23 protein-coding genes are annotated in these 25081 nt (G+C 69.0%); 6 read left to right on the top strand and 17 right to left on the bottom strand.

The window, feature by feature from the left end:
* Window positions 1–50: 50 nt before the first annotated feature.
* Complete coding sequence (ppsA, locus tag NFC98_RS07180; protein WP_254277405.1) at window positions 51–2423, bottom strand: phosphoenolpyruvate synthase; 2373 nt, start codon at window positions 2421–2423, stop codon at window positions 51–53.
* 271 nt (window positions 2424–2694) lie between these two features.
* Between ppsA and NFC98_RS07175 the strand changes: the two genes are divergently transcribed.
* Window positions 2695–3528: a pyruvate, water dikinase regulatory protein gene (locus tag NFC98_RS07175; protein ID WP_254277404.1), complete on the top strand. Its 834-nt coding sequence runs from the start codon at window positions 2695–2697 to the stop codon at window positions 3526–3528.
* Window positions 3529–3533: 5 nt separating this feature from the next.
* Here the strand turns inward: NFC98_RS07175 and NFC98_RS07170 are convergent, their stop codons facing one another.
* From NFC98_RS07170 to NFC98_RS07145, 6 genes are all read right to left on the bottom strand, one after another.
* Complete coding sequence (locus tag NFC98_RS07170; protein WP_254277403.1) at window positions 3534–4739, bottom strand: CaiB/BaiF CoA-transferase family protein; 1206 nt, start codon at window positions 4737–4739, stop codon at window positions 3534–3536.
* A 170-nt stretch (window positions 4740–4909) separates the two neighbouring features.
* Entirely contained in the window at window positions 4910–6091 is a 1182-nt protein-coding gene (locus NFC98_RS07165) for an acyl-CoA dehydrogenase (RefSeq protein WP_254277402.1), read from the bottom strand.
* Between the two features lie 98 nt (window positions 6092–6189).
* Window positions 6190–7560: an MATE family efflux transporter gene (locus NFC98_RS07160; RefSeq protein WP_254277401.1), complete on the bottom strand. Its 1371-nt coding sequence runs from the start codon at window positions 7558–7560 to the stop codon at window positions 6190–6192.
* Between the two features lie 118 nt (window positions 7561–7678).
* Window positions 7679–8575 (bottom strand): 3-hydroxyisobutyrate dehydrogenase, encoded by an 897-nt coding sequence (gene mmsB / locus NFC98_RS07155; RefSeq protein WP_254277400.1) that lies wholly within the window; start codon window positions 8573–8575, stop codon window positions 7679–7681.
* A gap of 199 nt (window positions 8576–8774) precedes the next feature.
* Window positions 8775–9929: an enoyl-CoA hydratase/isomerase family protein gene (locus NFC98_RS07150; protein ID WP_254277399.1), complete on the bottom strand. Its 1155-nt coding sequence runs from the start codon at window positions 9927–9929 to the stop codon at window positions 8775–8777.
* A gap of 32 nt (window positions 9930–9961) precedes the next feature.
* Window positions 9962–11128 (bottom strand): acyl-CoA dehydrogenase family protein, encoded by a 1167-nt coding sequence (locus tag NFC98_RS07145; protein ID WP_254277398.1) that lies wholly within the window; start codon window positions 11126–11128, stop codon window positions 9962–9964.
* Window positions 11129–11357: 229 nt separating this feature from the next.
* Here NFC98_RS07145 and NFC98_RS07140 point away from each other — a divergent pair, with 229 nt between their 5' ends.
* Window positions 11358–11810 (top strand): MerR family DNA-binding transcriptional regulator, encoded by a 453-nt coding sequence (locus NFC98_RS07140; protein WP_183331272.1) that lies wholly within the window; start codon window positions 11358–11360, stop codon window positions 11808–11810.
* A gap of 124 nt (window positions 11811–11934) precedes the next feature.
* Window positions 11935–13626: an AMP-binding protein gene (locus NFC98_RS07135; protein ID WP_254277397.1), complete on the top strand. Its 1692-nt coding sequence runs from the start codon at window positions 11935–11937 to the stop codon at window positions 13624–13626.
* A gap of 262 nt (window positions 13627–13888) precedes the next feature.
* Here the strand turns inward: NFC98_RS07135 and NFC98_RS07130 are convergent, their stop codons facing one another.
* The 4 genes from NFC98_RS07130 to NFC98_RS07115 form a co-directional block, all read right to left on the bottom strand.
* Window positions 13889–14467 carry a hypoxanthine-guanine phosphoribosyltransferase gene (locus NFC98_RS07130; RefSeq protein ID WP_254277396.1) on the bottom strand — a complete coding sequence of 193 codons (579 nt, stop codon included), beginning with the start codon at window positions 14465–14467 and terminating at the stop codon, window positions 13889–13891.
* Between the two features lie 59 nt (window positions 14468–14526).
* Window positions 14527–15543, bottom strand: coding sequence for a beta-N-acetylhexosaminidase (gene nagZ, locus NFC98_RS07125; RefSeq protein ID WP_254277395.1), 1017 nt, complete (start codon window positions 15541–15543; stop codon window positions 14527–14529).
* Between the two features lie 88 nt (window positions 15544–15631).
* Entirely contained in the window at window positions 15632–16150 is a 519-nt protein-coding gene (locus NFC98_RS07120) for a L,D-transpeptidase (protein WP_254277394.1), read from the bottom strand.
* Entirely contained in the window at window positions 16150–16815 is a 666-nt protein-coding gene (locus NFC98_RS07115) for a TetR/AcrR family transcriptional regulator (RefSeq protein ID WP_254277393.1), read from the bottom strand. The genes NFC98_RS07120 and NFC98_RS07115 overlap by 1 nt, the downstream gene beginning before the upstream one ends.
* A 204-nt stretch (window positions 16816–17019) precedes the next feature.
* On the opposite strand from NFC98_RS07115, the gene lexA reads away from it, so the two are divergent.
* A complete protein-coding gene (lexA, locus tag NFC98_RS07110; RefSeq protein WP_183331284.1) occupies window positions 17020–17676 on the top strand; it encodes a transcriptional repressor LexA in 657 nt (218 codons plus the stop codon).
* Entirely contained in the window at window positions 17657–18721 is a 1065-nt protein-coding gene (gene dinB / locus NFC98_RS07105; protein ID WP_254277392.1) for a DNA polymerase IV, read from the top strand. The genes lexA and dinB overlap by 20 nt, the downstream gene beginning before the upstream one ends.
* Before the next feature lie 99 nt (window positions 18722–18820).
* Here dinB and NFC98_RS07100 read toward each other — a convergent pair whose 3' ends face one another.
* Together NFC98_RS07100 and purU are read right to left on the bottom strand one after the other, a co-directional pair.
* Window positions 18821–19492: an energy-coupling factor ABC transporter permease gene (locus NFC98_RS07100; protein WP_254277391.1), complete on the bottom strand. Its 672-nt coding sequence runs from the start codon at window positions 19490–19492 to the stop codon at window positions 18821–18823.
* A gap of 22 nt (window positions 19493–19514) precedes the next feature.
* The gene (purU, locus tag NFC98_RS07095; RefSeq protein ID WP_254277390.1) at window positions 19515–20369 is read right to left on the bottom strand and encodes a formyltetrahydrofolate deformylase; all 855 of its coding nucleotides are present in this window, start codon (window positions 20367–20369) and stop codon (window positions 19515–19517) included.
* A 227-nt stretch (window positions 20370–20596) separates the two neighbouring features.
* Here purU and NFC98_RS07090 point away from each other — a divergent pair, with 227 nt between their 5' ends.
* The gene (locus tag NFC98_RS07090; RefSeq protein WP_254277803.1) at window positions 20597–22204 is read left to right on the top strand and encodes a ribonuclease J; all 1608 of its coding nucleotides are present in this window, start codon (window positions 20597–20599) and stop codon (window positions 22202–22204) included.
* Window positions 22205–22285: 81 nt separating this feature from the next.
* On the opposite strand, the gene NFC98_RS07085 is transcribed toward NFC98_RS07090, so the two are convergent.
* The 4 genes from NFC98_RS07085 to moaC all read right to left on the bottom strand — a co-directional run bounded on the left by NFC98_RS07085 (window position 22286) and on the right by moaC (window position 25072).
* Window positions 22286–22576, bottom strand: coding sequence for a hypothetical protein (locus NFC98_RS07085; RefSeq protein ID WP_254277389.1), 291 nt, complete (start codon window positions 22574–22576; stop codon window positions 22286–22288).
* 198 nt (window positions 22577–22774) lie between these two features.
* On the bottom strand, window positions 22775–23767 hold the full coding sequence (gene moaA / locus NFC98_RS07080; RefSeq protein ID WP_254277802.1) for a GTP 3',8-cyclase MoaA: 993 nt from the start codon (window positions 23765–23767) through the stop codon (window positions 22775–22777).
* A gap of 22 nt (window positions 23768–23789) precedes the next feature.
* A complete protein-coding gene (moaE, locus tag NFC98_RS07075; protein ID WP_183331294.1) occupies window positions 23790–24239 on the bottom strand; it encodes a molybdopterin synthase catalytic subunit MoaE in 450 nt (149 codons plus the stop codon).
* 2 nt (window positions 24240–24241) lie between these two features.
* Window positions 24242–25072: a cyclic pyranopterin monophosphate synthase MoaC gene (gene moaC / locus NFC98_RS07070; RefSeq protein WP_254277388.1), complete on the bottom strand. Its 831-nt coding sequence runs from the start codon at window positions 25070–25072 to the stop codon at window positions 24242–24244.
* Window positions 25073–25081 lie beyond the last annotated feature (9 nt).

The raw sequence follows: 25081 nt of genomic DNA, 5'->3' as shown, positions 1-25081 counted from the left end.
CGACGGGGGTCGACCGGGCGCGCTGGGTGCCGCAAGGCGCCGCTGGCGGTTTATTCCAGGGTTTCGCCGGCGAGCATGAACCAGGTCTCGAGCACCGCATCCGGGTTGAGCGACACCGAGTCGATGCCCTGCTCCATCAGCCATTTGGCGAGGTCCGGGTGATCCGACGGGCCCTGGCCGCAGATGCCGATGTACTTGCCCTGGGCGCGACAGGCCTGGATGGCCATGGCGAGCAGCTTCTTGACGGCCGGGTTCCGCTCGTCGAACAGGTGAGCGACGATGCCGGAGTCGCGATCCAGGCCCAGGGTGAGCTGGGTCAGGTCGTTGGAGCCGATGGAGAAGCCGTCGAAGTACTCGAGGAACTCGTCGGCCAGCAGGGCGTTGGCCGGCAGCTCGCACATCATGATCACCTTGAGCCCGTTGTCGCCGCGCTTCAAGCCGTTGGCGGCAAGCAGCTCGACCACCTCGCGGGCCTCGTCGGTGGTGCGCACGAAGGGGACCATGATCTCGACGTTGTCCAGGCCCATCTCCTCGCGGACCCGCTTGAGCGCCCGGCACTCCAGCTCGAAGCAGGGGCGGAAGGAGTCGGAGATGTAGCGCGAGGCGCCGCGGAAGCCCAGCATCGGGTTCTCCTCGCCCGGCTCGTAGAGCTTGCCGCCGATCAGGTTCTCGTACTCGTTGGACTTGAAGTCCGACAGGCGCACGATGACCCGCTGGGGGTGGAAGGCGGCGGCCAGGGTGGAGATGCCCTCGACCAGCTTGTCGACGTAGAAGTCAACCGGGCTCGGGTAGCCGGCGGTGCGCAGGTCGATGGTCTGCTGCAGGTCGGCGGGCAGGGTGTCGTACTCGAGCAGTGCCTTGGGGTGCACGCCGATCATGCGGTTGATGATGAACTCCAGGCGCGCCAGGCCGACGCCGGCGTTGGGCAGGCTGGCGAAGCCGAAGGCGCGGTCGGGGTTGCCGACGTTCATCATGATCTTGAAGGGGATCTCGGGCATGGCGTCGACGCTGGTCACCCGGCGGTCGAACTCCAGCAGCCCCTCGTAGACGTGGCCGGTGTCGCCCTCGGCGCAGGAGACGGTGACGTCGCGGCCGTCGGCCAGCACCTCAGTGGCGTCGCCGCAGCCCACCACCGCCGGGATGCCGAGCTCACGGGCGATGATCGCCGCGTGGCAGGTCCGGCCGCCGCGGTTGGTGACGATGGCCGAGGCGCGCTTCATGATCGGCTCCCAGTCGGGGTCGGTCATGTCGGTGACCAGCACGTCGCCGGGCTTGACCTTGTCCATGTCGTCCGGGGAGAAGACCACCTTGACCGCCCCGCGGCCGATGCGCTGGCCGATGGCACGGCCGGCCACCAGGGTGCGGCCCTTCTCCTTGAGCTGGAAGCGCTCGAGCTTGCCGCCCTCCTGCTGGGAGACCACGGTCTCGGGACGCGCCTGGACGATATAGAGCTCGCCGTCGTCCCCATCCAGGGCCCACTCGATGTCCATGGGACGCTGATAGTGCTGCTCGATGGTCACCGCCTGGCGAGCCAGGGCCATCACTTGCTCGTCGTTGATGCAGAAGCGGCCGCGCTCCTTGAGCGGGACGTCCACGGTCTCCACGGACTTGCCGGCGCTGGCCTCCTGGCCGTAGACCATCTTGATCAGCTTGGAGCCCAGGTTGCGGCGCAGCACGGCGGGGCGGCCGGCGGCGAGCGTCGGCTTGTGGACGTAGAACTCGTCGGGGTTCACCGCGCCCTGCACCACGGTCTCGCCCAGCCCCCAGGAGGCGGTGACGAAGACCGCATCGCGGTAGCCGGACTCGGTGTCCAGGGTGAACATCACGCCGGAGGCGCCGGTCTCGGAGCGCACCATCTTCTGCACGCCGGCCGAGAGGGCCACGTTCTCGTGGGCGTAGCCGCGGTGCACGCGGTAGGAGATGGCACGGTCGTTGAACAGCGAGGCGAACACCTCATGCACGGCGCGCTTGATGTTGTCGAAGCCCTCGATGTTGAGGAAGGTCTCCTGCTGGCCGGCGAAGGAGGCGTCCGGCAGGTCCTCGGCGGTAGCCGAGGAGCGCACGGCGACCTTGAGGTTGGGGTGCTGGGCAAGAAGCTGCTCGTAGGCGGTGCGCAGGTGCTGCTCGAAGGTGGGCGGCAGCGGGGTGTCGATGACCCACTGGCGGATCTCGGCACCGACGCGGGCGAGCTCGCCCACGTCATCGACGTCGAGCCGAGCCAGCGCCTGATTGATCCGATCGTTGAGCCCCTCGTGGGAGAGAAACTCGCGGTAGGCGTGGGCGGTGGTCGCGAAGCCACCGGGAACGGTCACCCCGGCACCGGAGAGGTTGGAGATCATCTCGCCGAGGGAGGCGTTCTTGCCCCCGACCCGGTCGACGTCGTCCATGCCCAGCTGATCGAACCACAGAATGTAATCGTCCACGTGACCTCCGAGTATATCGACGATGGAGCTTCATGCCGGTTGACGGTGTCCTGCGCACGGGCATGAAGGGATGGTCGCGACTCTAACAGCGGCCGGCCATATTCGCCATTGGTCTAACATCGAAGTCACTGGAGGATTTTTACAACAATCCGCGGAATTGCCGCATTTCTGTAGTCTCCGAGCGCTCAGCGTCGAGGATCCTGCGGCTTGTCGCCGGGCGGGCAGGCATCGACAATGGGGGATCCCTTTCCCAGCCGACAGCGATACCGCCATGACCCGTACCGCCTTCTTCATCTCCGACGGCACCGGCATCACCGCCGAGAGCCTGGGCCGCAGCCTGCTGGCCCAGTTCGAGAACGTCGAGATCCGCATGCTGACCAAGCCCTACATCGACACGGTGGAGAAGGCCCACGCCCTGGTGCAGGTGATCAACGGCGCCGCGGTGAGCGACGGCGAGCAGCCGATCATCATCGATACCATCGTCGACGGCGCGATCCGCCAGGTGATCCGCGAGGCCGAGGGCTTCAAGATCGACATCTTCTCGACCTTCCTCGAGCCCCTGGAGCAGGAGCTGGCGACCCACTCCAGCTACACCGTGGGCCGCACCCACTCCATCGGCAAGGATGAGGTCTACATGGACCGCATCCACTCGGTGCACTTCGCCCTGGACAACGACGACGGCGCCCGCACCCACCAGTACGACAAGGCCGACGTGATCCTGATCGGCGTCTCGCGCTGCGGCAAGACCCCGACCTCGCTCTACCTGGCCCTGCAGTTCGGCATCCGGGCGGCCAACTACCCGCTCACCGAAGACGACCTGGACGAGGACGGCTCCCTCAAGCTGCCCCGCGCCCTGGCCGCCCATCGCCACAAGCTGTTCGGCCTGACCATCGACCCGCGCCGGCTGGCGGCGATCCGCCACGAGCGACGCCCCAACAGCCGCTACAGCTCCATGGACCAGTGCGTCCAGGAGGTGGGCCAGGCCGAGGGCCTCTACCGCCAGATGCATATCCCCTTCATCGACACCACCCGCTTCTCGGTGGAGGAGATCTCCACCCGGATGATCGCCGAGGTGGGGCTCAAGCGGCGTTTTTCGCCGCGGTAAGGCCCCTACCTCACCACCCCTGCCCGTCTGAGCCGGGCGATATCGTCCGGCGTCAGGCCCATCTCGGCGAGGATCGCGTCGCTGTTCTGGCCGAGGCGTGGCGGGGCCACCTCGCTGGTGGCGGAGTCACCGTCGAAGCGCAGCGGATTGGCCACCTGGGGCACCTCGAGCTCGCCCCGCGTCAGCTGGCGGTGCAGCCGGCGATGCTGCACCTGGGGGTCGTCGAACACCTCGGTGAGGGTGTTGATTGGCCCCGCGGGGATGCCGCGTGCCTCCAGTTCGGCGAGCCATTCGTCCCGCGAGCGGGACATCAGGATCGCCTGGATCATCGGCACCAGCACCTCGCGATTGCCGACCCGCGCCGCGTTGGTGGCGTAGGCCGGGTCCTCGGCCCACTCCGGATGGCCGAGCAGCGCGGCGAAGCGGGAGAACTGGGCGTCGTTGCCCACGGTGAGGACCAGGTGGCCATCGGCGCAGGCAAAGGCCTGGTAGGGCACGATGTTGGGGTGGGCGTTGCCGTGACGCTCGGGGTCACGGCCCGACACCAGGGCGTTGAGGGCCTGGTTGGCCAGGGTGGCCACCTGGACGTCGAGCAGCGCCACGTCCACGTGGCGGCCCTCGCCGGTGCGCGACCGCTCCTGCAGCGCCGCCAGCACCCCCACGGTGGCGTAGAGCCCGGTCATCACGTCGGTGATCGCCACGCCGGTCTTCATCGGCATGCCGTCGGGCTCGCCGCCAAGGCTCATCAACCCGCCCATGGCCTGGATCATGAAGTCGTAGCCGGCGCGGTGGGCGTAGGGGCCGTCCTGACCGAAGCCGGTGATGGAGCAGCCGATCAGCCGTGGGTTGAGAGCCCTCAGGCTGGCGTAGTCGAGGCCGTACTTCTCGAGCCCGCCGACCTTGAAGTTCTCCAGCAGGATATCGGCGCCCTCGGCCAGCCGGCGGATCAGCGCCTGCCCCTCCTCGGCGGCGATATCCACGGCCAGCGACTGCTTGCCGCGGTTGGCGCAGAGGTAGTAGGCGGCGACCTTCTCCACCCGATCCGCCTCGGCGAGCCATGGCGGTCCCCAGCCGCGGGTGTCGTCGCCGCGCTCGGGATGTTCGATCTTGATCACCCGGGCGCCCAGGTCGGCGAGCAGCTGGCCAGCCCAGGGGCCGGCCAGCACCCGCGACATGTCGAGCACCGTGATGCCGTCCAGCGGTCCGCTCATCTTGACTCCTTGCAGAGCGTGTAGCCTACGGGGCTGTTCCGGCGACAAGCCTGCGAGGAGGCGCTGTGAATACCTCCCTGTACGCTACCAATTCCTTCCCTGGAATCGGACCTCCTCTTCGGCTTGCCCCCGGCGCCCCTTGTGATGGGCAACTTTGCAGCTGCCGTGGATCAGCCGGTAAAGGCCTGCAGGCCGGTCTGGGCGCGACCGAGGATCAGCGCGTGGACATCATGGGTGCCCTCGTAGGTGTTGACGGCCTCCAGGTTCATGACATGGCGGATCACGTGGTACTCGTCGCTGATGCCGTTGCCGCCATGCATGTCCCGGGCCACCCGGGCGATGTCCAGGGCCTTGCCGCAGTTGTTGCGCTTGATCAGCGAGATCGCCTCGGGCACCAGCTGGCCATCGTCGATCATGCGGCCCACGCGCAGCGCGGCCTGCAGGCCCAGGGCGATTTCGGTCTGCATGTCGGCCAGCTTCTTCTGGATCAGCTGGTTGGCGGCCAGCGGGCGGCCGAACTGCTTGCGCTCCAGGGTGTAGTCGCGGGCGGCATGCCAGCACGCCTCGGCGGCGCCCATGGCGCCCCAGGCGATGCCGTAGCGGGCGCGGTTGAGGCAGGAGAACGGGCCCTTCAGGCCGGTGACGTTGGGCAGCCGCTGGTCGTCGGAGACCTCCACGTCCTGCATGGCGATCTGGCCGGTGATGGAGGCGCGCAGGCTGAACTTGCCCTCGATCTTGGGCGCGGAGAGCCCCTTCATGCCCTTCTCGAGGATGAAGCCGTTGATCACCCCCTCGTCGTCCTTGGCCCAGATCACGAAGACGTCGGCGATGGGCGAGTTGGTGATCCAGGTCTTGGTGCCGTTGAGGCGCCAGCCATTCTCGGTGCGGGTGGCGCGGGTCGCCATGCCGCCCGGGTCGGAGCCGTGGTCGGGCTCGGTGAGACCGAAGCAACCGACCCACTCGCCGGTGGCCAGCTTCGGCAGGTACTTCTCGCGCTGGGCTTCGCTGCCGAAGGCGTGGATGGGGTACATCACCAGGCTCGACTGCACGCTCATGGCGCTGCGGTAGCCGGAGTCGACCCGCTCCACCTCGCGGGCGACCAGGCCGTAGCTGACGTAGTTGAGGCCGGCGCAGCCGTAGCCGTCGATGGTGGAACCCAGCAGGCCGAGCTCGCCCATCTCGTTCATGATCTCGCGATGGAAGATCTCGTGGCGGTTGGCCTCCAGTACCCGCGGCAGGAGCTTCTCCTGGCAGTAGTCGTGGGCGGTCTGGTGGACCATGCGCTCGTCTTCGCTGAGCTGGTCGATCAGGCGGAAGGGGTCTTCCCAGGTGACGGGGGTGATCTGGCTCATGGCGTGGGCTCCAGGGTGAGGTGTCCGAAAATAATATCTACATTTTTATCAAATGTAGACCAAGGAGCCCTGCCTGCCAAGTCCCGACGACGAAAACCTCAGCGATAGCGCGCCAGCACCCGGCGGATCTGCCACCCGGCCACCAGCGCCATCAACAGGTTGGCGGCGAGCATGCCGGCGAAGATGCCGGTGGTGCCGACGAGCCGCCCGCCCAGCCAGGCCAGCGGCACGCTCAACACGAACAGCCGCACCACCGAGAGGCGCATGGCCCGGGCCGGGCGATGCAGGGCATTGCACGACGACACCGCCAGGATCACCACCCCCTGGGCGCCGAGCCCCAGCGGCACCAGCCACAGGAAGGTGCGCAGCACCTCCCCCACCGTCTCGCGCTCGGCATAGCCTGCCACCAGCCAGGGGGCCAGCGCCTGCAGCAGGCCCCACACCAGCAGCTGCCAGGCCAGCACGAAGGCGAAGCAGCCGAAGATGGCGCGGCGCACCCGCTCGTGCTGGCCGGCGCCGGCGTTCTGGCTGACCAGCGGTGAGAGGGTCATGGAGAGCCCCAGCACGGCGATCTGGGCGATGGCCTCGATGCGCGTGCCGACGCCGAAGCCGGCCACGGCGTCGTGGCCATGGCCGGCGACGATACGGGTCAGCAGCCCCATGGCGATGGGGGTGAAGACGCTGGTGATGGCCGCGGGCCCGGCGATGCGTCCGAGCTCCCGCCAGGAGGCGAGCAGCCCCCGCCAGGTCAGGCCGGCCAGGTCGAAGAGCTCGCGCAGCTCCCGCTGGAAGGCCAGGGCCACCGCCATCAGGCCCCAGCTCAGCACGGTGGCCAGTGCCGCCCCGGAGACCCCCATGGCCGGGAAGGGCCCCACGCCGAAGATCAGCCACCAGTCGAGCAGCACATTGACCCCGGCGGCCAGCGCCATCATCAGCCCCTGGGTGACGGTGTTGCCGTGGGCGCGCAGGATGCTGTTGAGCACCCGCGGAACGATGACCGCCGCCGCCCCCAGGTACCAGATGCCCATGTAGTCGCGGATATGCGGCATCAGGGTGTCGTCGGCGCCGAGCAGCCGGAAGAGCGGCTCCAGGGTGGCCAGGCCAAGCAGCGTCATGACCAGCCCCACCGCCAGCGCCAGCAGCCCGGCGTCGGTGGCCCGGCGCCGCACCGTCTCCAGGTCGCCCTGCCCCAGCCGCCGGGCCACCACCGCCGAAGTGCCGATGCCCATGCCGATGGCCAGGCTGATCACGGTGAAGACCACCGGAAAGGTGAAGGAGACCGCCGCCAGCGGCTCGGTGCCGAGCCGCGAGATGAACCAGGTGTCCACCAGGTTGAAGCTCATCATGGCGATCATCCCGCCGATGACCGGCAGGGTCTTGCGCAGCAGCGTCAGGGCGATCGGCCCTTCCAGCAGCTCGCGCCGCATGGGGCGGCGCGGGGCAGAGGCGGTGGAGGACGGCGACGGCATGGAGGCTCTCGACGAAGAACGGGCACTGGATTGTGCCCGTTTTCGTCGCCAGCGTGTAGGACGCCAGGCCTCGTCTGAAAAGGCGGCGAGCGCAGCCAGTTTTTGGACAGAGCCTGACCTATTCCCCGGCGCGATAGAGGGTCTGGATGCTGGAGAAGTCCAGGCCGCCATTGCCCTGGGCGCTGTGCAGGGCGAAGAGGTTGCGCGCCTGGGAGCCCATGGGCACCGAGGATTTCGAGCCCAGCGCCAGCTCCCAGGCCAGCCCCAGGTCCTTGGCCATCAGGTCGGTAAGAAAGCCGCCCTGGTAGTCGCGGGAGGCCGCGGAGCCCTCCATCACACCGGGCCAGGGATTGTAGACGTTGAGCGCCCAGTTGCCGCCGCTGCTCTGCTTCATGATCTCGGAGAGCACCGCCGGGTCCATGCCGTTCTTCACGCCCAGCGCCAGCGCCTCGGCGGTGCCGCTCATCAGGATGCCGAGCAGCATGTTGTTGCAGATCTTGGCCACCTGCCCCGCCCCGGTCTCGCCGGCGTGGAAGATGTTCTTGCCCATGGCCTCCAGCACCGGCTTGGCCTGCTCGAAGCCGGCCGCATCGCCGCCGACGATGAAGGTCAGGGTGCCGGCCCTGGCGCCGCCCACGCCGCCGGAGACCGGCGCGTCCAGGTAGCTCAGGCCTCGCTCGGCCGCCGCCGCGCCCACGGTGCGGGCGTCGTCCGGCGAGATGGTGGAGGCGTCGATGAGCAGCGGCTTGCCGTCGAGGGCGTCGAGCAGGCCCGGGGCGCCGTCGCGGCCCAGGTAGAGCCCCTTGACGTGGGCTCCGGCGGGCAGCATGGAGATGACCACCTCGGCGCCGCGGGCGGCGGCCTCGGCGCTCTCGGCACGGCTGGCGCCCTCGCTCTCGAGGGCCTGGATGGCGCTCTCCACCAGGTCGAAGACGGTGACGCTGTGGCCGGCCTTGACCAGGTTGCTGGCCATGGGCGCGCCCATGTTGCCCAGGCCGATAAAGGCGATGTTCATGGTTGAGCTCCTTGTTATCGATTGTCTGAAACTTCCAAGCGCCGGAGGGCTCAGCCCGTAGGAGCCCTGCTGGCAGGGCGATGGCGGTGTTGCCGGCGTCTCCCTGGCCTCCATCGCGCTGCAAGCAGCGCTCCTACGAAAAGCGATCGTTGCAGGATGGCTGCACCGGACGCTCCCGCCGCCCCTCCGACAGGATGCCTTACCCTACGCGATGGCCCCAGCCGAGGTCGCGCAGCGGGTGGGTCTCGTCGCTCCAGGGCGAGACGAACAGCGCCTGGATCGCCTCCTCGGGCACGCTGTCGACGTCCGCATGGCTCCAGCGGGGCGACTTGTCCTTGTCGATCAGCAGCGCCCGCACGCCTTCGGGAAAGTCCCCCAGGCGGCAGCACTGCACCGACAGGGCCAGCTCGTCGCGGAAGGCGTCGGCCAGGCTGGTGTGGGCGTGACGGTCGAGCATGCGCCACACCAGGTGGGCGGTCATCGGGCAGCCGGTCGCCAGCCGCGCGCGGTTGGCGGCGAGCCACGCATCGTCGCTGTCGTCGGCGAGGATGCGCCGCACGGCGGTGGCCGGGTCGACATGGCCGACCAGCGCCTGGATGCTGTCCAGGCGCGGCATCACCTGCCCCTCGGGCACGGCGGCGCGGTCCTCATGGGCGTCAAGCACCCGCTGCACGGCGGCGCGCAGGGCCCGCGGGCTGCGGTCGCCGTACTCCGCCTCCTCCAGGGCGCCGAGCAGCGCCTCGCGGCGCTCGCGCGGGATGAAGCGGTCGGCCAGGCCCAGGTCCAGGGCGTCGCGGGCGTTGAGCTGGGCCCCGGTGAGTCCCAGGTAGGCGCCCACGCCGGTGGGCATGCGATTGAGGAACCAGCTCGCGCCGATGTCCGGGTAGAGGCCGATGGTGATCTCCGGCATGGCGATGCGGGTGGTCTCGGTGACCAGGCGCTGGAAGCCACCGGCCATCAGCCCCAGGCCGCCGCCCATCACGATGCCGTCGCCCCAGACCATCAGCGGCTTGGGATAGGTGTGGATGCGGTAGTCGAGGTGGTACTCGGCGGTGAAGTAGGTCTCGGCGAGCAGGCTGTCGCGGCCGGCACCGCGGTTCTCGCCCTCCTCGGTCAGCGAGCGGTAGAGGGCCACCACGTCGCCGCCGGCGCAGAACGCCTTGTCGCCGCTGCCGTCGAGCCAGACGGCGACGATGCTGCGGTCCACCGCCCAGGCCTCGAGCTTGGCCTCGAGCTGGCGAATCATCTCCAGGGAGAGGGCGTTGAGGGCGCGCGGCGCGTTGAGGGTGGCGACGCCGATACGGCCCCCGTCACGGGTGGGGAGCTCGTCGAAGAGCACGGGAAGATCCGACATCGATGGGTCTCCTGGTCGGTAAGCGGGTCCGGTTACTGGAGCGACTCGATCACGCCGTCGGCGAGCAGGCGCCGGGCGACGATCACCCTCATGATCTCGTTGGTGCCCTCGAGGATCTGGTGCACCCGGGTGTCGCGGACCAGCCGCTCCAGCGGGTATTCGCGGATATAACCATAGCCGCCATGCAGCTGCAGGGCCTCGTTGCAGACCTGGAAGCCCACGTCGGTGGCGAAGCGCTTGGCCATGGCGCAGTGGGCGGTGGCTTCGGGGTCGTTCTGGTCCAGGCGCCAGGCGGCATGGCGCACCATCAGCCGTGCCGCGGTCAGGTCGCTGGCCATGTCGGCGAGCTTGAACTGCAGCGCCTGGAACTGGCCGAGCTCGCGCCCGAACTGCTTGCGCTCGCCCAGGTAGTCGCGGGAAAGGGCCAGGGCCTGCTGGGCGGCGCCGAGCGAGCAGCTGGCGATGTTGAGGCGGCCGCCGTCGAGCCCCTTCATGGCGAACTTGAAGCCCTCGCCCTCGGCGCCCAGGCGATGGGTCACCGGCACCCGCACGCCGTCGAAGCTGACCAGGCGGGTCGGCTGGCTCTTCCAGCCCATCTTCTCCTCGTTCTTGCCGTACTCGATGCCCGCGGCATCGGCCGGTACCACGATGGCCGAGACGCCGCCGGCGCCGCTGTCCGGCGCGCCGGTGCGCGCCATCACCACCAGCACCTCGGTGGCGCCGGCGCCGGAGATGAACATCTTGGAACCGCTGATGACATAGTCATCACCGTCACGGACGGCCTTGGTGCGCAGGCTGGCGGCGTCGGAGCCGGCCCCGGGCTCGGTCAGGCAGTAGGAGCCGAGCACCTCGCCGGTTACCATGGCGGGGACCCAGGCCTCGCGCAGGGCGTCGTCGCCCCAGGTCGCGATCATCCAGGTCACCATGTTGTGGATGGTGAGATAGGCGGTGGTGGCCACGCAGCCCTGGGCGAGCTGCTCGAAGATCAGCGAGGCATCGAGGCGCGAGAGCCCGAGCCCGCCGTGCTCCTCGGGGGTGTAGATGCCGAGAAAGCCGGTCTCGCCGGCGCGGCGGATCACCTCCAGGGGGAAGTGGGAGGTGGCGTCCCATTCGGCAGCGTGGTCGGCCAGCTCGGCCCGGCTGAAGTCGGCGGCGGCCTGGACCAGGGCCTTCTGGTCGTCGGTCAAGGCAAAATCCATGGCGGTATCCTCGTCTCGCGTGGCTGGGATTGTTGTTGGTCGCGTGCTGACGCGGGGTCGGCGACCCGCATGGGCACCAACCTAGCACTTGCTAGGTTTATCCCACATCACCCCATGGTCGAACAAGCACTTTACGTTAACGTAAACCTCGGCTAGTGTTGCCATCAGGCGGCCGGCCTGCGCTCCGCTGCGCAGCCACGGCCCCGCAAGAACAATGAGGAAGACGCCCATGACCCAGCGCACAGCGGACACTCCGGCCCCTGCCGCCGGCGGCCTGCCCCGTCAGCGCCGCACCTATTCGATCGGCGAGCTGGCCAAGATGTTCGAGGTGACGCCGCGCACCATCCGCTTCTACGAGCAGGAAGGGCTGCTGGCGCCCCAGCGCCGCGGCCAGACCCGCATCTACCGCGAGAAGGACCGGGTGCGGCTGAAGCTGACCCTGCGCGGCAAGCGGCTGGGCTTCTCGCTGGCCGAGATCCGCGAGGTGGTGGAGATGTACGACGCGATGCCCGACGGCAACGCGCGCCAGCTGCAGCGTCTTCTCGAGATCCTCGCCGACAAGCGGGCCAACCTCGAGCGTCAGCTCGAGGATATCCGGCTGATGCATCGCGAACTCGACGATGTCGAAAGCCGCGCCCGCGATGTGCTGGAGAGTCTCAAGGGGGAGCCGCCCGGGGACTGAGCCGGGACATGCCCCTGCCGTCGCGGCATCGATGCCCGGCGGCACCGCGGGGGCTCGGCAGGCACGATGACCGGGTTGCACCCTCTGTTCGGCCACCATCTGCAACAACAAGAGACGGGAAACCATGACACGCCAACATACTCCGATCAGCTACGTGAGCGGTACCAGCGACATGCCCCTGAAGGGCCAGACCATCGGCGACTGCTTCGACGATACCGTGGCCCGCTTCCCCGATGGCGAGGCCCTGATCAGCCGCCACCAGGGCCTGCGCTACACCTGGCAGGAGCTGCAGGCCGCCGTGGACGAGGCCGCCCGTGCGATGCTCGCCCTGGGCGTGAAGAAGGGCGAGCGGGTCGGCATCTGGTCGCCCAACTGCGCCGAGTGGACCATCACCCAGTTCGCCACGGCGAAGATCGGCGCCATCCTGGTCAACATCAACCCCAGCTACCGCACCCATGAGCTGGAGTACGCCCTCAAGCAGTCCGGCACCTCGACGCTGATCCTGCAGGGCAAGTTCAAGACCTCCGACTACGTGGCGACGCTGGCCGAGCTGGCGCCCGAGTTGCGCGACGGCGGCCCCGGCACCTTCAGGAGCGCCAAGCTCCCCGAACTCAAGCGGGTGGTCTGCCTGGACGCCGACCGTGCGCTGACCGGCATGTTCACCTGGCCCTCGATGCTGGCCCACGCCGACGAGGTCTCCGCGGAGCACCTGGCCGAGGTGCAGGCGACCCTGCAGTTCGACGACCCGATCAACATCCAGTACACCTCCGGCACCACCGGCGCGCCCAAGGGGGCCACCCTCTCCCACCACAACATCCTCAACAACGGCTTCTTCGTGGCGCGCACCATGGCGCTCACCGAGAACGACCGCATGGTGATCCCGGTACCGCTCTACCACTGCTTCGGCATGGTGATGGGCAACCTGGGCTGCGTCACCCACGGCGCCACCATGATCTACCCGGGCGACGGCTTCGACCCCGAGCAGACCCTGACCGCGGTCTCCGAGGAGAAGGCCACCACCCTCTATGGCGTGCCCACCATGTTCATCGCCGAGCTGGAGCACCCCGAGTTCGAGCGCTTCGACCTCTCCCACCTGCGCACCGGCATCATGGCGGGCTCCATCTGCCCCATCGAGGTGATGCGCAAGGTGATCGACCGCATGAACATGCAGGACGTCACCATCTGCTACGGCATGACCGAGACCAGCCCGGTCAGCACCCAGACCCAGACCGATGCGCCGCTCGAGAAGCGCGTGACCACGGTCGGCACCATCCACCCCCACCTGGAGGTGAAGCTGGTGAGCCCGGAGACCGGCGCCGTGGTGCCCCGCGGCGAGACCGGCGAGCTCTGCACCCGCGGCTACAGCGTGATGCTCGGCTACTGGAACAACCCGGAGGCCACCGACAAGGCCATCGACAGCGCCGGCTGGATGCACACCGGCGACCTGGCGACCATGGACGAGGACGGCTACATCGCCATCGTCGGCCGCATCAAGGACATGATCATCCGCGGCGGCGAGAACATCTACCCGCGCGAGATCGAGGACTTCCTCTACACCCACCCGGCCATCTCCGACGTGCAGGTGATCGGGGTGCCCGACGAGAAGTACGGCGAGGAGGTGATGGCCTGGGTCAAGCTGGCCGAGGGCCAGGCGCTGACCGCCGACGAGCTCAAGGACTTCTGCAAGGGCAAGATCGCCCACTACAAGGTGCCGCGCTACGTGAAGTTCGTCGACGAGTTCCCGATGACCGTCACCGGCAAGATCCAGAAGTTCAAGATGCGCGAGGAAGCCACCCACGAGCTGGGGCTGGCGTAAGCGCCGAGCGCCGAGCGCCGAGCGCCGAGCGCCGAGCGCCGAGCGCCGAGCGCCGAGCGCCGAGCGCCGAGCGCCGAGCGCCGAGCGCCGAGCGCCGAGCGCCGAGCGCCGCAGGATGATGACGCTGCCAATCATGCCGGCGTCAACGAAGAAACCCCGTCGGGCCTGGCTCGACGGGGTTTCTCTTTATGTGTCTTCGGCACCAGCTGCCCATTGCCTCCCGGCCGGGCGCCGGGCGCTAGGCGCTTGGCGCTTGGCGCTGCTACAGCCCCTGCGGCGCGAAGATCCCCGGCGCGTTGCGCCAGTAGCCCTTGTAGTCCATGCCGAAGCCGAAGACGTAGCGGTCGGCGACCTCCAGGCTGCAGTAGTCGGCCTTGAGGTCGGGCACCGCCTTGCGGTCGTGCTGCTTGTCGACCAGCACCGCGGTGGAGATGCTGGCCGCCCCCGCCTCGCGGCAGTAGTCGAGGATCGCCGCCAGGGTGGCGCCCTCGTCGAGGATGTCGTCGACGATCACCACGTGGCGCCCCGCCATGGGGATCTCCGGGGAGACCCGCCAGAACAGCTCGCCGCCGCGCAGGCCGCCGCGGTAGCGGGTGGCGTGCAGGTAGTCCACCTCCAGCGGGAAGCCCAGGCGGGTCAGCAGGTGGCCGGTGGTGATCAGGCCACCGTTCATCACGCAGTAGAAGACCGGCAGCTTGTCGCCCAGGTCGCGGGTGATCTCGTCGGCCATGCGGTCTAGGGCCCGCTCCACCGCCTGCTGGTCGATCAGGCAGTCGGCATGGTCCATGACCTCGCGCATGTCGGCGAGGGACTGGTGGAAGTCGGGATCGAGTTTGGGCATCGGTTGCAGCTCGTGGTGGATGTCGTGAAACGTGGGTCGGGAAACGGGCAGCCGGCGGGTCAGTCCGCCGCCAGGGACTCGAGGCAGGCGTGCACACGCCGCCAGCGGGAGAGGGCCTCCAGGGTCGAGAGGTCGGGGCGCGCCCGGCCATAGCGCAGCCGGGAGAGGCGCTGGGCCCCCGCGCGCCCCCGGCAAGCGTCCAGCACCTCGAGGGCCGCGGCGCGGTCGTTGCAGACCAGCAGCATGTCGCAGCCGGCCGCCAGGGCGGCCTCGGCACGCTCGCCGGGCGAGCCGGCCGAGGCCGCCCCGGCCATGCTCAGGTCGTCGGAGAAGATCACCCCCTTGAAGCCGAGGCTCTGGCGCAGCAGGCCGAGCCAGGTCGGCGAGAAGCCGGCCGGGCGCGCATCGAAGGCCGAGTAGACCACGTGGGCGGGCATCACGCCGTCGAGCCGGCCTGCCAGGCGGGTGAAGGGCACCAGGTCATGGGCGCGCAGCGCGTCGAGGGGTCGCGGGTCCACCGGCAGCTCATGATGGGAATCGGCGGCCACTCCGCCGTGGCCCGGGAAGTGCTTGCCCACGGCCACCATGCCGGCCTCGTGAAGGCCGTCGATGAAGGCGCCGGCCATGGAGGTCACCGCCTGGGGGTCGGCCGAGAAGCTGCGGTTGCCGATCACCGTGGAAGTGCCGCCGTCCACGTCGAGCACCGGGGCGAAGCTGAGGTCCAGCCCGCAGGCGGCCATCTCCATGCCCAGCAGCCAGCCGGCATCCCGGCAGCGCCGCACGGTGACCTCGGGCATGCCGGCATAGTCGCGGCCCAGGCGCCCCATGGCCGGCAGGCGGGTCACCCCGTCGCGCAGGCGCTGGACACGCCCACCCTCCTGGTCGATGGCGAGCAGCAGCTCGGGGCGCACCCGGCGGATCTCGTCGCACAGCCCGCGGACCTGGGCGGCCGACTCGGTGTTGCGGGCGAACAGGATCACGCCACCGACCTCGGGGCGCCGCAGCAGGCGGGCCTCGTCGGTGCTCAGTCGGGGGCCTTCCAGATCCAGCATCACCGGGCCGAGGGTCTGGGTCATGGGGGGATTCCTTGGCGTGAAAGGGGGCAGATTCTAGACCAAAGGCCGCTGCGACGACAGGCGCCGACCGCCGACTACCGACCGTCGCCTAGTCGTGGAGCCAGACCGGGGTGCCGGGGGGCGCGGCGTCGAACACCGCCAGCAGGTCGGCATCGCGCAGACGCACGCAGCCGTGGGAGCGGGGCTCGCCCATGGGCTCGTCGGACGGCGTGCCATGCAGATAGATATAGCGGCGCTGGGAGTCGACGTCACCCCCGCGGTTGTGGCCCGGCTCCAGGCCGCAGAGCCAGAGGATCCGCGTGAGGATCCAGTCGCGTCCCGGATGGGCCTCGGCAAGCGCCGGCGAGAAGCGCTCGCCGGTGGGCCGCCGCCCGCGGAAGACCGTGCCGGGCGGCTGGCCGGCGCCGATGGCGGCGCGCACGTAGTGCCAGCCCAGCGGGGTCTGGCCGCTGCCCTCCTGCTGCCCCGTGCCGGCGGCCCCGGTGGAGACCGGGAACTCGGCTCGCACCTCGCCTCCCTCCCGGATCCGCAGCGACTGGGCCCGGGTGTCGATCTCCAGCCAGATACCCCGCTCGGGTGGCAGCCGGGTCAGGTCGGGGGTGGCCATCAGCCCGCCTCGGCGGCGGCCGGGGCGGGCTCCGGCAGCGGCGCCTGCATGGCGGCCACCACCACCGGGCGCAGCCGGCGGATCAGGTAGCGCACGGTGACATGCTCGCCGTAGTCCTTCTCGGCGATATCGCGCAGGGCATCCAGGCCCGAGAGGGTGAAGATCACGGTGCCGAGCATGAAGTGCAGCCGCCAGAAGCGTTCGGCATCGGGCAGGTCCGGGGTCGCCTGGCGCACCAGCTCGGTGAAGCGGGTGAAGACGCTGCCGTACTCCTCCTGGATGTAGCGGCGCAGGTGTCCCTGGGCCTGGCTGTAGGCGAGCCCGAGCAGCTTCATGAAGACCTTGAGGCTGTTGCGCTCGGCGGGCACTTCCAGCACGGTGCGGGCCATGGATTCGAGCAGCTCCTCGAGGGGGATCACCTGGCCGTCGTAGTGCGCCTCGAGGTCGTCCAGGGCGCGGTGGAAACGCTCGGTGAAGGGGTCCAGGTAGCGGGCGAACACCGCCTGGATCAGCGATTTCTTGGAGCCGAAGTGGTAGTTGACCGCCGCCAGGTTGACCTTGGCCTTGCCGGTGATGTTGCGCAGCGATGTCTCGGCGAAGCCGCGTTCGGCGAACAGCACTTCGGCCGTGTCGAGAATCCGTGTGACGGTGTCGGTCTGGGCCATGAGCTAAGGCGTCCCGGTTATAAACAGCTGTTTCAAACGTAGTCGAATTCTACGCCAGGCGCCGCATCCGACTCAATGCTGGGGCCTTGCCGGCGTTTGAAACATCGGGCTTGCCCCGCCTTTTACTGGATGAACTTCCATGCTGTATACTTGACCAATACACGATGCGCGATCGTCGATCGCCCCCCGACTCCAGGAGGTCGCATGACACGCCCCCTCACCCAGCGCCAGCAGAATGTCTACGACTTCATCGTCAAGACCATCCAGGAACTCGGCTACCCCCCGACTCGCGCCGAGATCGCACGCGCCCTGGGCTTCCGCTCCCCCAATGCCGCCGAGGAGCACCTGCGTGCCCTGGAACGCAAGGGGGTGATCCGCATGATCGCCGGTACCTCCCGGGGCATTCGCCTGCCGGCCCAGGAGGCCGAGGCCCCCGAGGGCGGCGAGGAGTCACCCCCGGCGCCGGGGCTGCCGATCATCGGCGAGGTGGCCGCCGGCAGCCCGATCCTGGCCGCCGAGCATATCGACCGCTACTGCCCGCTGCCGCCGGAGTACTTCACCCCCCGGGCGGACTACCTGCTGCGGGTCCGCGGCCTGTCGATGAAGGACGTCGGCATCCTGGAGGGCGACCTGCTGGCGGTGCATCGCACCGAGCGGGTCCGCGACGGGCAGATCGTGGTGGCACGCCTGGAGGACGAGGTGACGGTCAAGCGCTTCCACCGGGAGGGGCACCGGGTCACCCTGACCGCCGAGAATGCCGAGTTTGCCCCCATCGAGGTGGACCTGCGCCATCAGGCGCTGGAGATCGAGGGCGTCGGGGTGGGCGTGATACGCGGTGGCAATGGTCAGGCCCTCGGCTGAGCGCAAGATCCTCCACGCCGACTGCGACTGCTTCTATGCCGCCGTGGAGATGCGAGACGACCCCCGCCTGCGGGAGGTGCCGCTGGCCATCGGCGGCAGCCGCGAGCGGCGCGGGGTCATCGCTACCTGCAACTATCCGGCCCGGGCCTTCGGCATCCATTCGGCGATGCCCACGGCCCGGGCCCTGCGCCTCTGTCCCCAGCTGGTGCTGCTGCCCGGCGACTTCGAGAAGTACCGCGAGGTCTCGCGGCAGATCCAGGCGATCTTCCATGAGCTCACCCCCCTGGTGGAGCCGCTCTCCCTGGACGAGGCGTTCCTGGACGTCAGCGAGGTCGAGCGCTTCTCCGGCAGCGCCACCTGGATGGCCCGCTGGCTCAAGGAGGAGTGCCTGGCACGCACCGGGATCACCGTCTCGGTGGGCGCGGCACCCAGCAAGTTCCTGGCCAAGATCGCCAGCGACTGGGAGAAGCCCGACGGCCTGACGGTGATCGCCCCGGCGCAGGTCGACGCCTTCCTCCGCCCCCTGCCGGTGAAGAAGCTCCACGGCGTGGGGCCGGCCACCGGCGCGCGCCTGGACGCCCTGGGGATCACTACCTGCGAGCAGCTGCGCGAGGTGCCGCTGGAGCGGCTGGTCGAGGAGTTCGGCAAGTTCGGGCGGCGGCTCTTCGAGCTCTGCCGGGGAATCGACGAGCGGCCGGTCAGGGTGGAGCGGGAGCGCAAGTCGATCAGCGTGGAGACCACCTTCGCCCGGGACCTGCCCGACCTGGTCCACTGCCACGAGGCCCTGGTGCCGCTCTGCGAGCGACTGGAGGAGCGCATCGCCCGTCATGGCCATCCGCCCCTGGCGGGCCTGGTGGTCAAGGTGCGCTTCGACGACTTCAGCCTGACCACCCTGGAGAGCCGCGGCCTCGCCCCCTGCCCGGAGAGCTTCGCCCGCCTGCTGCAGCAGGCCTGGGAGCGCGGCCGCCGGCCGGTCCGGCTGCTCGGCGTTGGCGCCCGGCTGCTCCCTGAGGCCGAGCGTCGCCAGCTGGCGTTGGCGTTATAGCTGCAAGCTGCAAGCTGCAAGCTGCAAGGCAGGATGATGGTGTCCTCTCGGGCACCCGCCACAAGGGGTTCCTTGGAGCTTGCTCCTTGTGACTTGTCGCTATTTCGTATCGATATAGCGGTGGTCGTTGAAGGTGGCCACCCAGTGCGGGTGATAGACCAGCAGGATCGCCATCAGCATCCCGGTGATGAAGGCCTCCGAGGGCATCAGCAGCGGCAGGAAGCGGGCGTACTCCATCACCTGGTAGAGCGCGTGGGCATCGCTGGCGCCGAGCATCATCAGCCCCACCGCGGCTCCCCCGGCGGCCAGGGTCGAGAGCGCCGCGCCGAAGAAGCCGCAGACGAACAGGAAGACCATCAGGTTGTCCGGCAGGCGGCGGTCCACCAGGCGCCATACCAGCACCATCACCAGCGCCGGCACCACGCCGGTGACCAGCAGGTTGATCCCCAGCAGCGACCAGTCGGCGCGACCGGTGGCCACCATGGCGAGGTTCACCAGCAGGATCGAGAGCAGCGCCAGCGGCGCCTTGAACACCAGGGTCAGCAGCGCGGTGAACATCAGGTGCAGGGTGAGCCACTCCACCGCCTGGGCGCGCAGCTGCCACATCAGCAGCACCGCCACGGTGGCGGCCAGCCAGCGATGCTGCAACGCATGGTCCGCGAGCAGCGGCTGCCACGGCCGCTGGGCCAGGGCCAGGCCGACCGTCAGCAGCGAGACCAGGCCAGCGAGCACCAGCAGCCAGGGGGCCAGTACCGGTTCGGAAAACGACATTGCGCCCCTCCGTCACTGTCGGTCAGGCAAACACCACCGTCTTGTTGCCATGGATCAGCACCCGGTCCTCCAGGTGCCAGCGCAGGCCCCGGGCCAGCACCGCCTTCTCCACGTCGCGGCCGAAGCGCACCAGGTCGTCGGGGGTATGGCAGTGGCTCACCCGGTGGATGTCCTGCTCGATGATCGGCCCGGCATCGAGCTCCTCGGTGACGTAGTGGCAGGTGGCGCCGATCAGCTTCACGCCCCGCTCGTAGGCCTGGTGGTAGGGCTTGGCCCCGGCGAAGGAGGGCAGGAAGCTGTGGTGGATATTGATCACCCGGCCGGCGTAGCGTTCGCAGACGGCCGGTGGCAGGATCTGCATGTAGCGGGCCAGCACCACGCAGTCGGCCCGCACCGCGTCCACCAGGCGCTGCACCTCGTCGAAGGCCGCCTGCTTCTGCTCGGGCAGCACCGGCACGTGGTGGTAGGGAATGCCGTGCCACTCCACCAGGCCGCGCATGGCCTCGTGGTTGGAGATCACCGCGGCGATATCGCAGTCGAGCTCGCCGGCGGTCCAGCGGTAGAGCAGGTCCACCAGGCAGTGGGACTCCTTCGAGACCATCAGCACCACCCGGGGGCGCAGGCGGGTATCGGTGAGCCGCCAGTGCATCTCGAACTCGCGGGCGATGGGGGCGAAGGCCTCGCGCAGCGCCTCGGGCGGCATGCCGATGGAGTCGGCCAGGATCTCGTAGCGCATGAAGAAGCGGCCGGTCTCCAGGTCGGAGTGCTGGCTCGCCTCGGTGATGGAACCGCCGTGTCCGGCGATGAACCCGGAGACCCGGGAGACGATCCCCACGCGGTCGGGGCAGGAGACCACCAGGCGGTAGTAGTGTGACATGTCGTGACTCTGAGCGGCTGTCGTCGGGGGTGCGACAGTGTAGCGAAAACAGAAGGTTCCGGCATCCTTGCGACCCGGCGCGTTGTGACGCCACGCGGCCATCCCGTATAGTGATGTCACACTTTCCGAGTCCACGCCCCCCGATGCCACAGCCCAGAGTCCAGATCCGCCCCCGCCGCCGCCCTCCCCTGCACTTCCTCCCCCTGGGCGGCTGCGGCGAGATCGGGATGAACCTCAGCCTCTACGGTTTCGGGGAGCGGGGCGACGAGGAGAGCTGGATCGCGGTGGACTGCGGCATGATGATCCGCCAGGACCTGCCCGACAGCCCGCTGCAGGTGCCCAACCTGGACACCCTCGCGACCCTCGAGATCACCCCCCGGGCCCTGATCATCACCCACGGCCACGAGGACCACATCGGCGCCGCGGCCTGGCTGTGGCCCCGATGGGGCTGCCCCATCCATGCCACGCCGCTGGCCGCCGGCCTGCTGCGGGCGAAGTTCGCCGAACGCGGGCTCGCCACCGAGGCCATCCGGGTCATCGAGCCCGGCGAGGCGCTGGAGGTCGGCCCCTTCATCCTGCGCTACCTGCCGCTGACCCACTCGATCCCCGAGAGCTGTGCCCTGCTGGTGGCCGCCGGCGACCACCGGGTGCTGCACACCGGCGACTGGAAGCTCGACCCCGAGCCGCTGATCGGGCCGCCGATCTCCGCCGCGACCTTCCGGGCGATCGCGCCGGTGGACCTGGTGGTGGGCGATTCCACCAACGCCCCCCTCCCCGGGCATTCGCGCAGCGAGGGTGAGGTGGCCCAGGCCCTGGAACACACCATCGCCCGCTGCGAGGGGCGCGTGGTGGTCTCCTGCTTCGCCAGCAACCTGGCCCGGGTGCTGGCCATCGGCAGCGCCGCCGAGCGCTGCGGCCGGCGGGTCAGCCTGATGGGGCGCTCCATGGAGCGCATGGTGGGGGTGGCCCGCGGGCTCGGCTACCTGGATGACTTCCCGCCCCTGGTGCCGACCAGCGACCTCGGCTACCTGCCCCCCGAGGAGGTGCTGGTGATCGCCACCGGCAGCCAGGGCGAGCCCCGCGCCGCCCTCCACCGCCTGGCCCGCGGCCGCCACCCCGCCTTCGAGCTGGGCAGCGGCGACAGCGTGATCTTCTCGGCCAAGGCGATCCCCGGCAACGAACTGCTGATCGAGCGGCTGAAGGCCGGCCTGCGCCAGCTGGGCGTGACCCTGCTCGACGAGTTCAGCCACCCCGAGCTCCACGCCTCGGGCCATCCCGCCCAGGAGGAGCTGCGCACCTTCTACGGCTGGATCAGGCCGCGCCACCTGCTGCCGGTGCATGGAGAACCGCGCCACCAGCAGGCCCATCGCGAGCTGGCCGAATCACTCGGCATCCAGGCCCCCCTGGTGCCACTGAACGGCGACCTGATCCGCCTCGACGCCGAGGGCCTGAGCCGCGTCTCCCGCCACCCCCAGCCGCCCTGCATCGTCAGCCAGGACGCGGTGGGACCGATGCCCGGCCTCGGCGGCGCGGCCGGCGGCGCACGGCATGGCAGCCTCTACCTGGCGCTGTCGGTCACCGTCACCGAGGCGGGAGGCTGGACCCGTATCGGGCGACTGATGCTGGATGCCAGCCAGGCGAGCCCCATCGACGAGGACGCCTTCAGCGACTGGCTGGATGACGTGCTGGAACACCTGCGGGTCGATACCCTCGCCGAACTGCGCCTGGCCCTGCAGCCGAAGCTGCTGGCCTGGTTCGCCGATCACCTGCGGCGGCTGCCGGAGATCCACCTGCAGATCCTCGCCGTGGAAGCCCCTTCCCACAGCGATCTCTGAGCGCAGAAAAGGCCGCTCCGGGGAGCGGCCTTGCGGACTATCGACTGACTCTCTCAGCTGACTTTCACATCATCACAGGCGTCACGCCTTGCTGGCGTTCTTCGGCGGACGTCCCCGCTTGCGACGGGGCTGCTCGGTGACCAGGTCATCCAGGGAAAGCCCGGCCTCGTTGATCGCCTCACGGATCTCCGCCAGCTTGCGCTCCTTCTGGACTTCCTCCTCCTGGCGCTGACGCTCCTCATCCTTCTTCTGCTCGATGACCTCGCCGATCACTTCGGCCAGCTTGTGCAGCTGTTCCATGCTGAGCTGGCGTGCCGCGGCGCGAGCCACGTTCTTGTTGCGAGCGATGCGCTCCAGGGATTCGCTGGACATTGCCCCCTCCATAGCCGGGTAAATGAGACGGGTATTTCCTCTTTGTGTAAGGAGAAAGTATATGCACACATCGTCCCTTGGCAAGGAAAGTCGTCTGTCATTCCCGACAGAAGGGCTGGTAAAAAAGGGGGCAATGATCCAATGAAGACGGCGCCACAGGGCGCCGTCGGGGAAGCAGAAGAACCGGGCGGGTGCGACTCACCCGCCGGTCATGTTCATGAAGCGCACCACCTGGACATCGCCGTCGGTGGTGAAATGGTGGCGCTCGGGCTTCAGCGGCATGGCCGCCACGATCGCTCGCTTGAGGGCGTCGATATCACCGGGGTGGCGGCGCAGCACGGCGCGCAGATCGACGGAGTGCTCGTTGCCCAGGCAGAGCAGCAGGCGCCCCTCCACCGTGACCCGAACCCGGTTGCAGGTGGAGCAGAAGTTGTGGCTATGGGGCGAGATGAAGCCGACCCGGCTCTCGCTGTCGGCCATGCGGAAATAGCGCGAGGGGCCCAGGGTGGTCTCGGTGGTGGGCAACAGCGGATAGCGCGCCTCGATCTGCGCCTGGACCTCGTCGCTGGAGCAGTAGGTCTCGTCACGGCGGTGGTCGGAGACATCGCCCAGCGGCATCTCCTCGATGAAGCTGATGTCGAGCCCCTCGTCCCGGGCAAAGTCGACCAGGTCCAGCACCTCGTCGTCGTTGCGCCCCTTGAGGATCACCGCATTGAGCTTGATGCGCTCGAAGCCGGCCGCCCTGGCGGCACGGATGCCGTCGATGACGCGGTCGAGGTCCCCGGTGCGGGTCAGCGCGCGGAAACGCTCGGGGTCCAGGGAATCCAGGCTGATATTGAGGCGCTTCAGCCCCGCCTGGCGCAGGCGCTCGGCGTGCTTGCCGAGGCCGGCGCCGTTGGTGGTCATGGCGAAATCCCGCAGGCCGGGAAGCGCGCCGACCTGCTCCACCAGGGTATCGATGTCGCGACGCACCAGGGGCTCGCCGCCGGTCAGCCGTACCTTTTCCACCCCCAGCTCGACGAAGGCCCGGGCGACCAGCGCCAGCTCCTCCAGGGTCAGCACCTGGGCGCGCGGCAGGAAGGTCATCTCCTCGCTCATGCAGTAGACGCAGCGGAAGTCGCAGCGGTCGGTGACCGAAATACGCACATAGCGCACCCGTCTACCGAAGTCATCGATCAGTTCCGGGGGTATTGTCATTGTGATCTCTCCCAGCTCATTGCTGCCAGCGGCGAGCGTCCTTCTGGTCGGACTCACGCTCCGACACCCAGTAGTCGCCCCCGGTGGCGTGCTCTTTCTTCCAGAAGGGGGCGCGTGTCTTGAGGTAGTCCATGATGAAGTCGCAGGCCTCGAACGCCGCGCGACGATGGGCACTGGCCACGACTACCAACACGATAGGGTCTCCGGGGGCCAGGCGTCCAATCCGGTGGATCACGGTGGCGCCATCCAGCGGCCAACGCTCGCGGGCCTCGTCGACGATGCCGGCCAGCGCCGACTCGGTCATGCCCGGATAGTGCTCGAGGGTCAGGGCCGTGACCTCGGGGGTCTCGTTGAAGTCACGCACCAGCCCGGTGAAGCTGACCACCGCACCGATATCGGTGCGCCCGGCCAGCAGCGCCTGCTGCTCGGCGCCCGCATCGAAGGGCGCCTCCTGGACACGAATCATGTTCACCCTCCGGTCACCGGGGGAAAGAAGGCGACCTCGTCCTCGTTGGTGATCGGCGTGGCATCGCCGGCCATCACCTGGTTCACCGCACACAGCACCCGCCCCTCGTCGAGTCGCGAGAAGCGGGGGTCCTGGGCCTTGAGCGCCGCCTTGAGCCCGGCCACGTCGGCACTGGCCAGGCTGTCCAGCGGCACCGAGATGTCGCCGACGCCGAGCCGTTCGCGCAGCTCGGCGAGACACTTGACGCGGATGCAGGGCGTGGCGATGTCGCAGCGGGAACCCAGCGAGACCTGGCCCCCATGCCCCTGGCCGGTGACGATCGGCGACGCCGCCTCGTCCGCCTCGCTTCCTCCCTCGCCGACCTCGCGCCGGTAGTCGCCGGACTTGCCGCCGGTCTTGGTCTCGAGACGGATGGCATCGATCTCCATGCCCTTGTCCACCGCCTTGCACATGTCGTAGAGGGTCAGGCAGGCCACGGAGACGGCGGTCAGCGCCTCCATCTCCACCCCCGTGCGGCCGTTGAGGCGGCAGGTGGCGGTGACGTCGACGCAGGAGGCGGCCTCGTCGAGGTGGAAGTCGATGGCCACCTTCGACAGCGCCAGGGCGTGGCAGAGCGGGATCAGCTCATGGGTGCGCTTGGCGGCCTGGATGCCGGCGATGCGGGCCGTGGCCAGCACGTCCCCCTTGGGCAGCCCGCCCTCGGCCAGCAGCGCCAGGGTCTCGGGCTTCATGCGGATCCGCCCGCTGGCCGTGGCCTCGCGCCGGCTCTCCGGCTTGTCGGCCACGTCCACCATATGGGCCTCGCCGCGTGCATTGAGATGGGTCAGTGACATGGGAAACGC

This window comes from Halomonas sp. 3H, from assembly GCF_024206005.1.
Classification (GTDB): Bacteria; Pseudomonadota; Gammaproteobacteria; order Pseudomonadales; family Halomonadaceae; genus Halomonas; species Halomonas campaniensis.
Note: the sequence above shows the minus strand (reverse complement) of the source record. Positions and strands in the feature narration are given on the sequence as shown.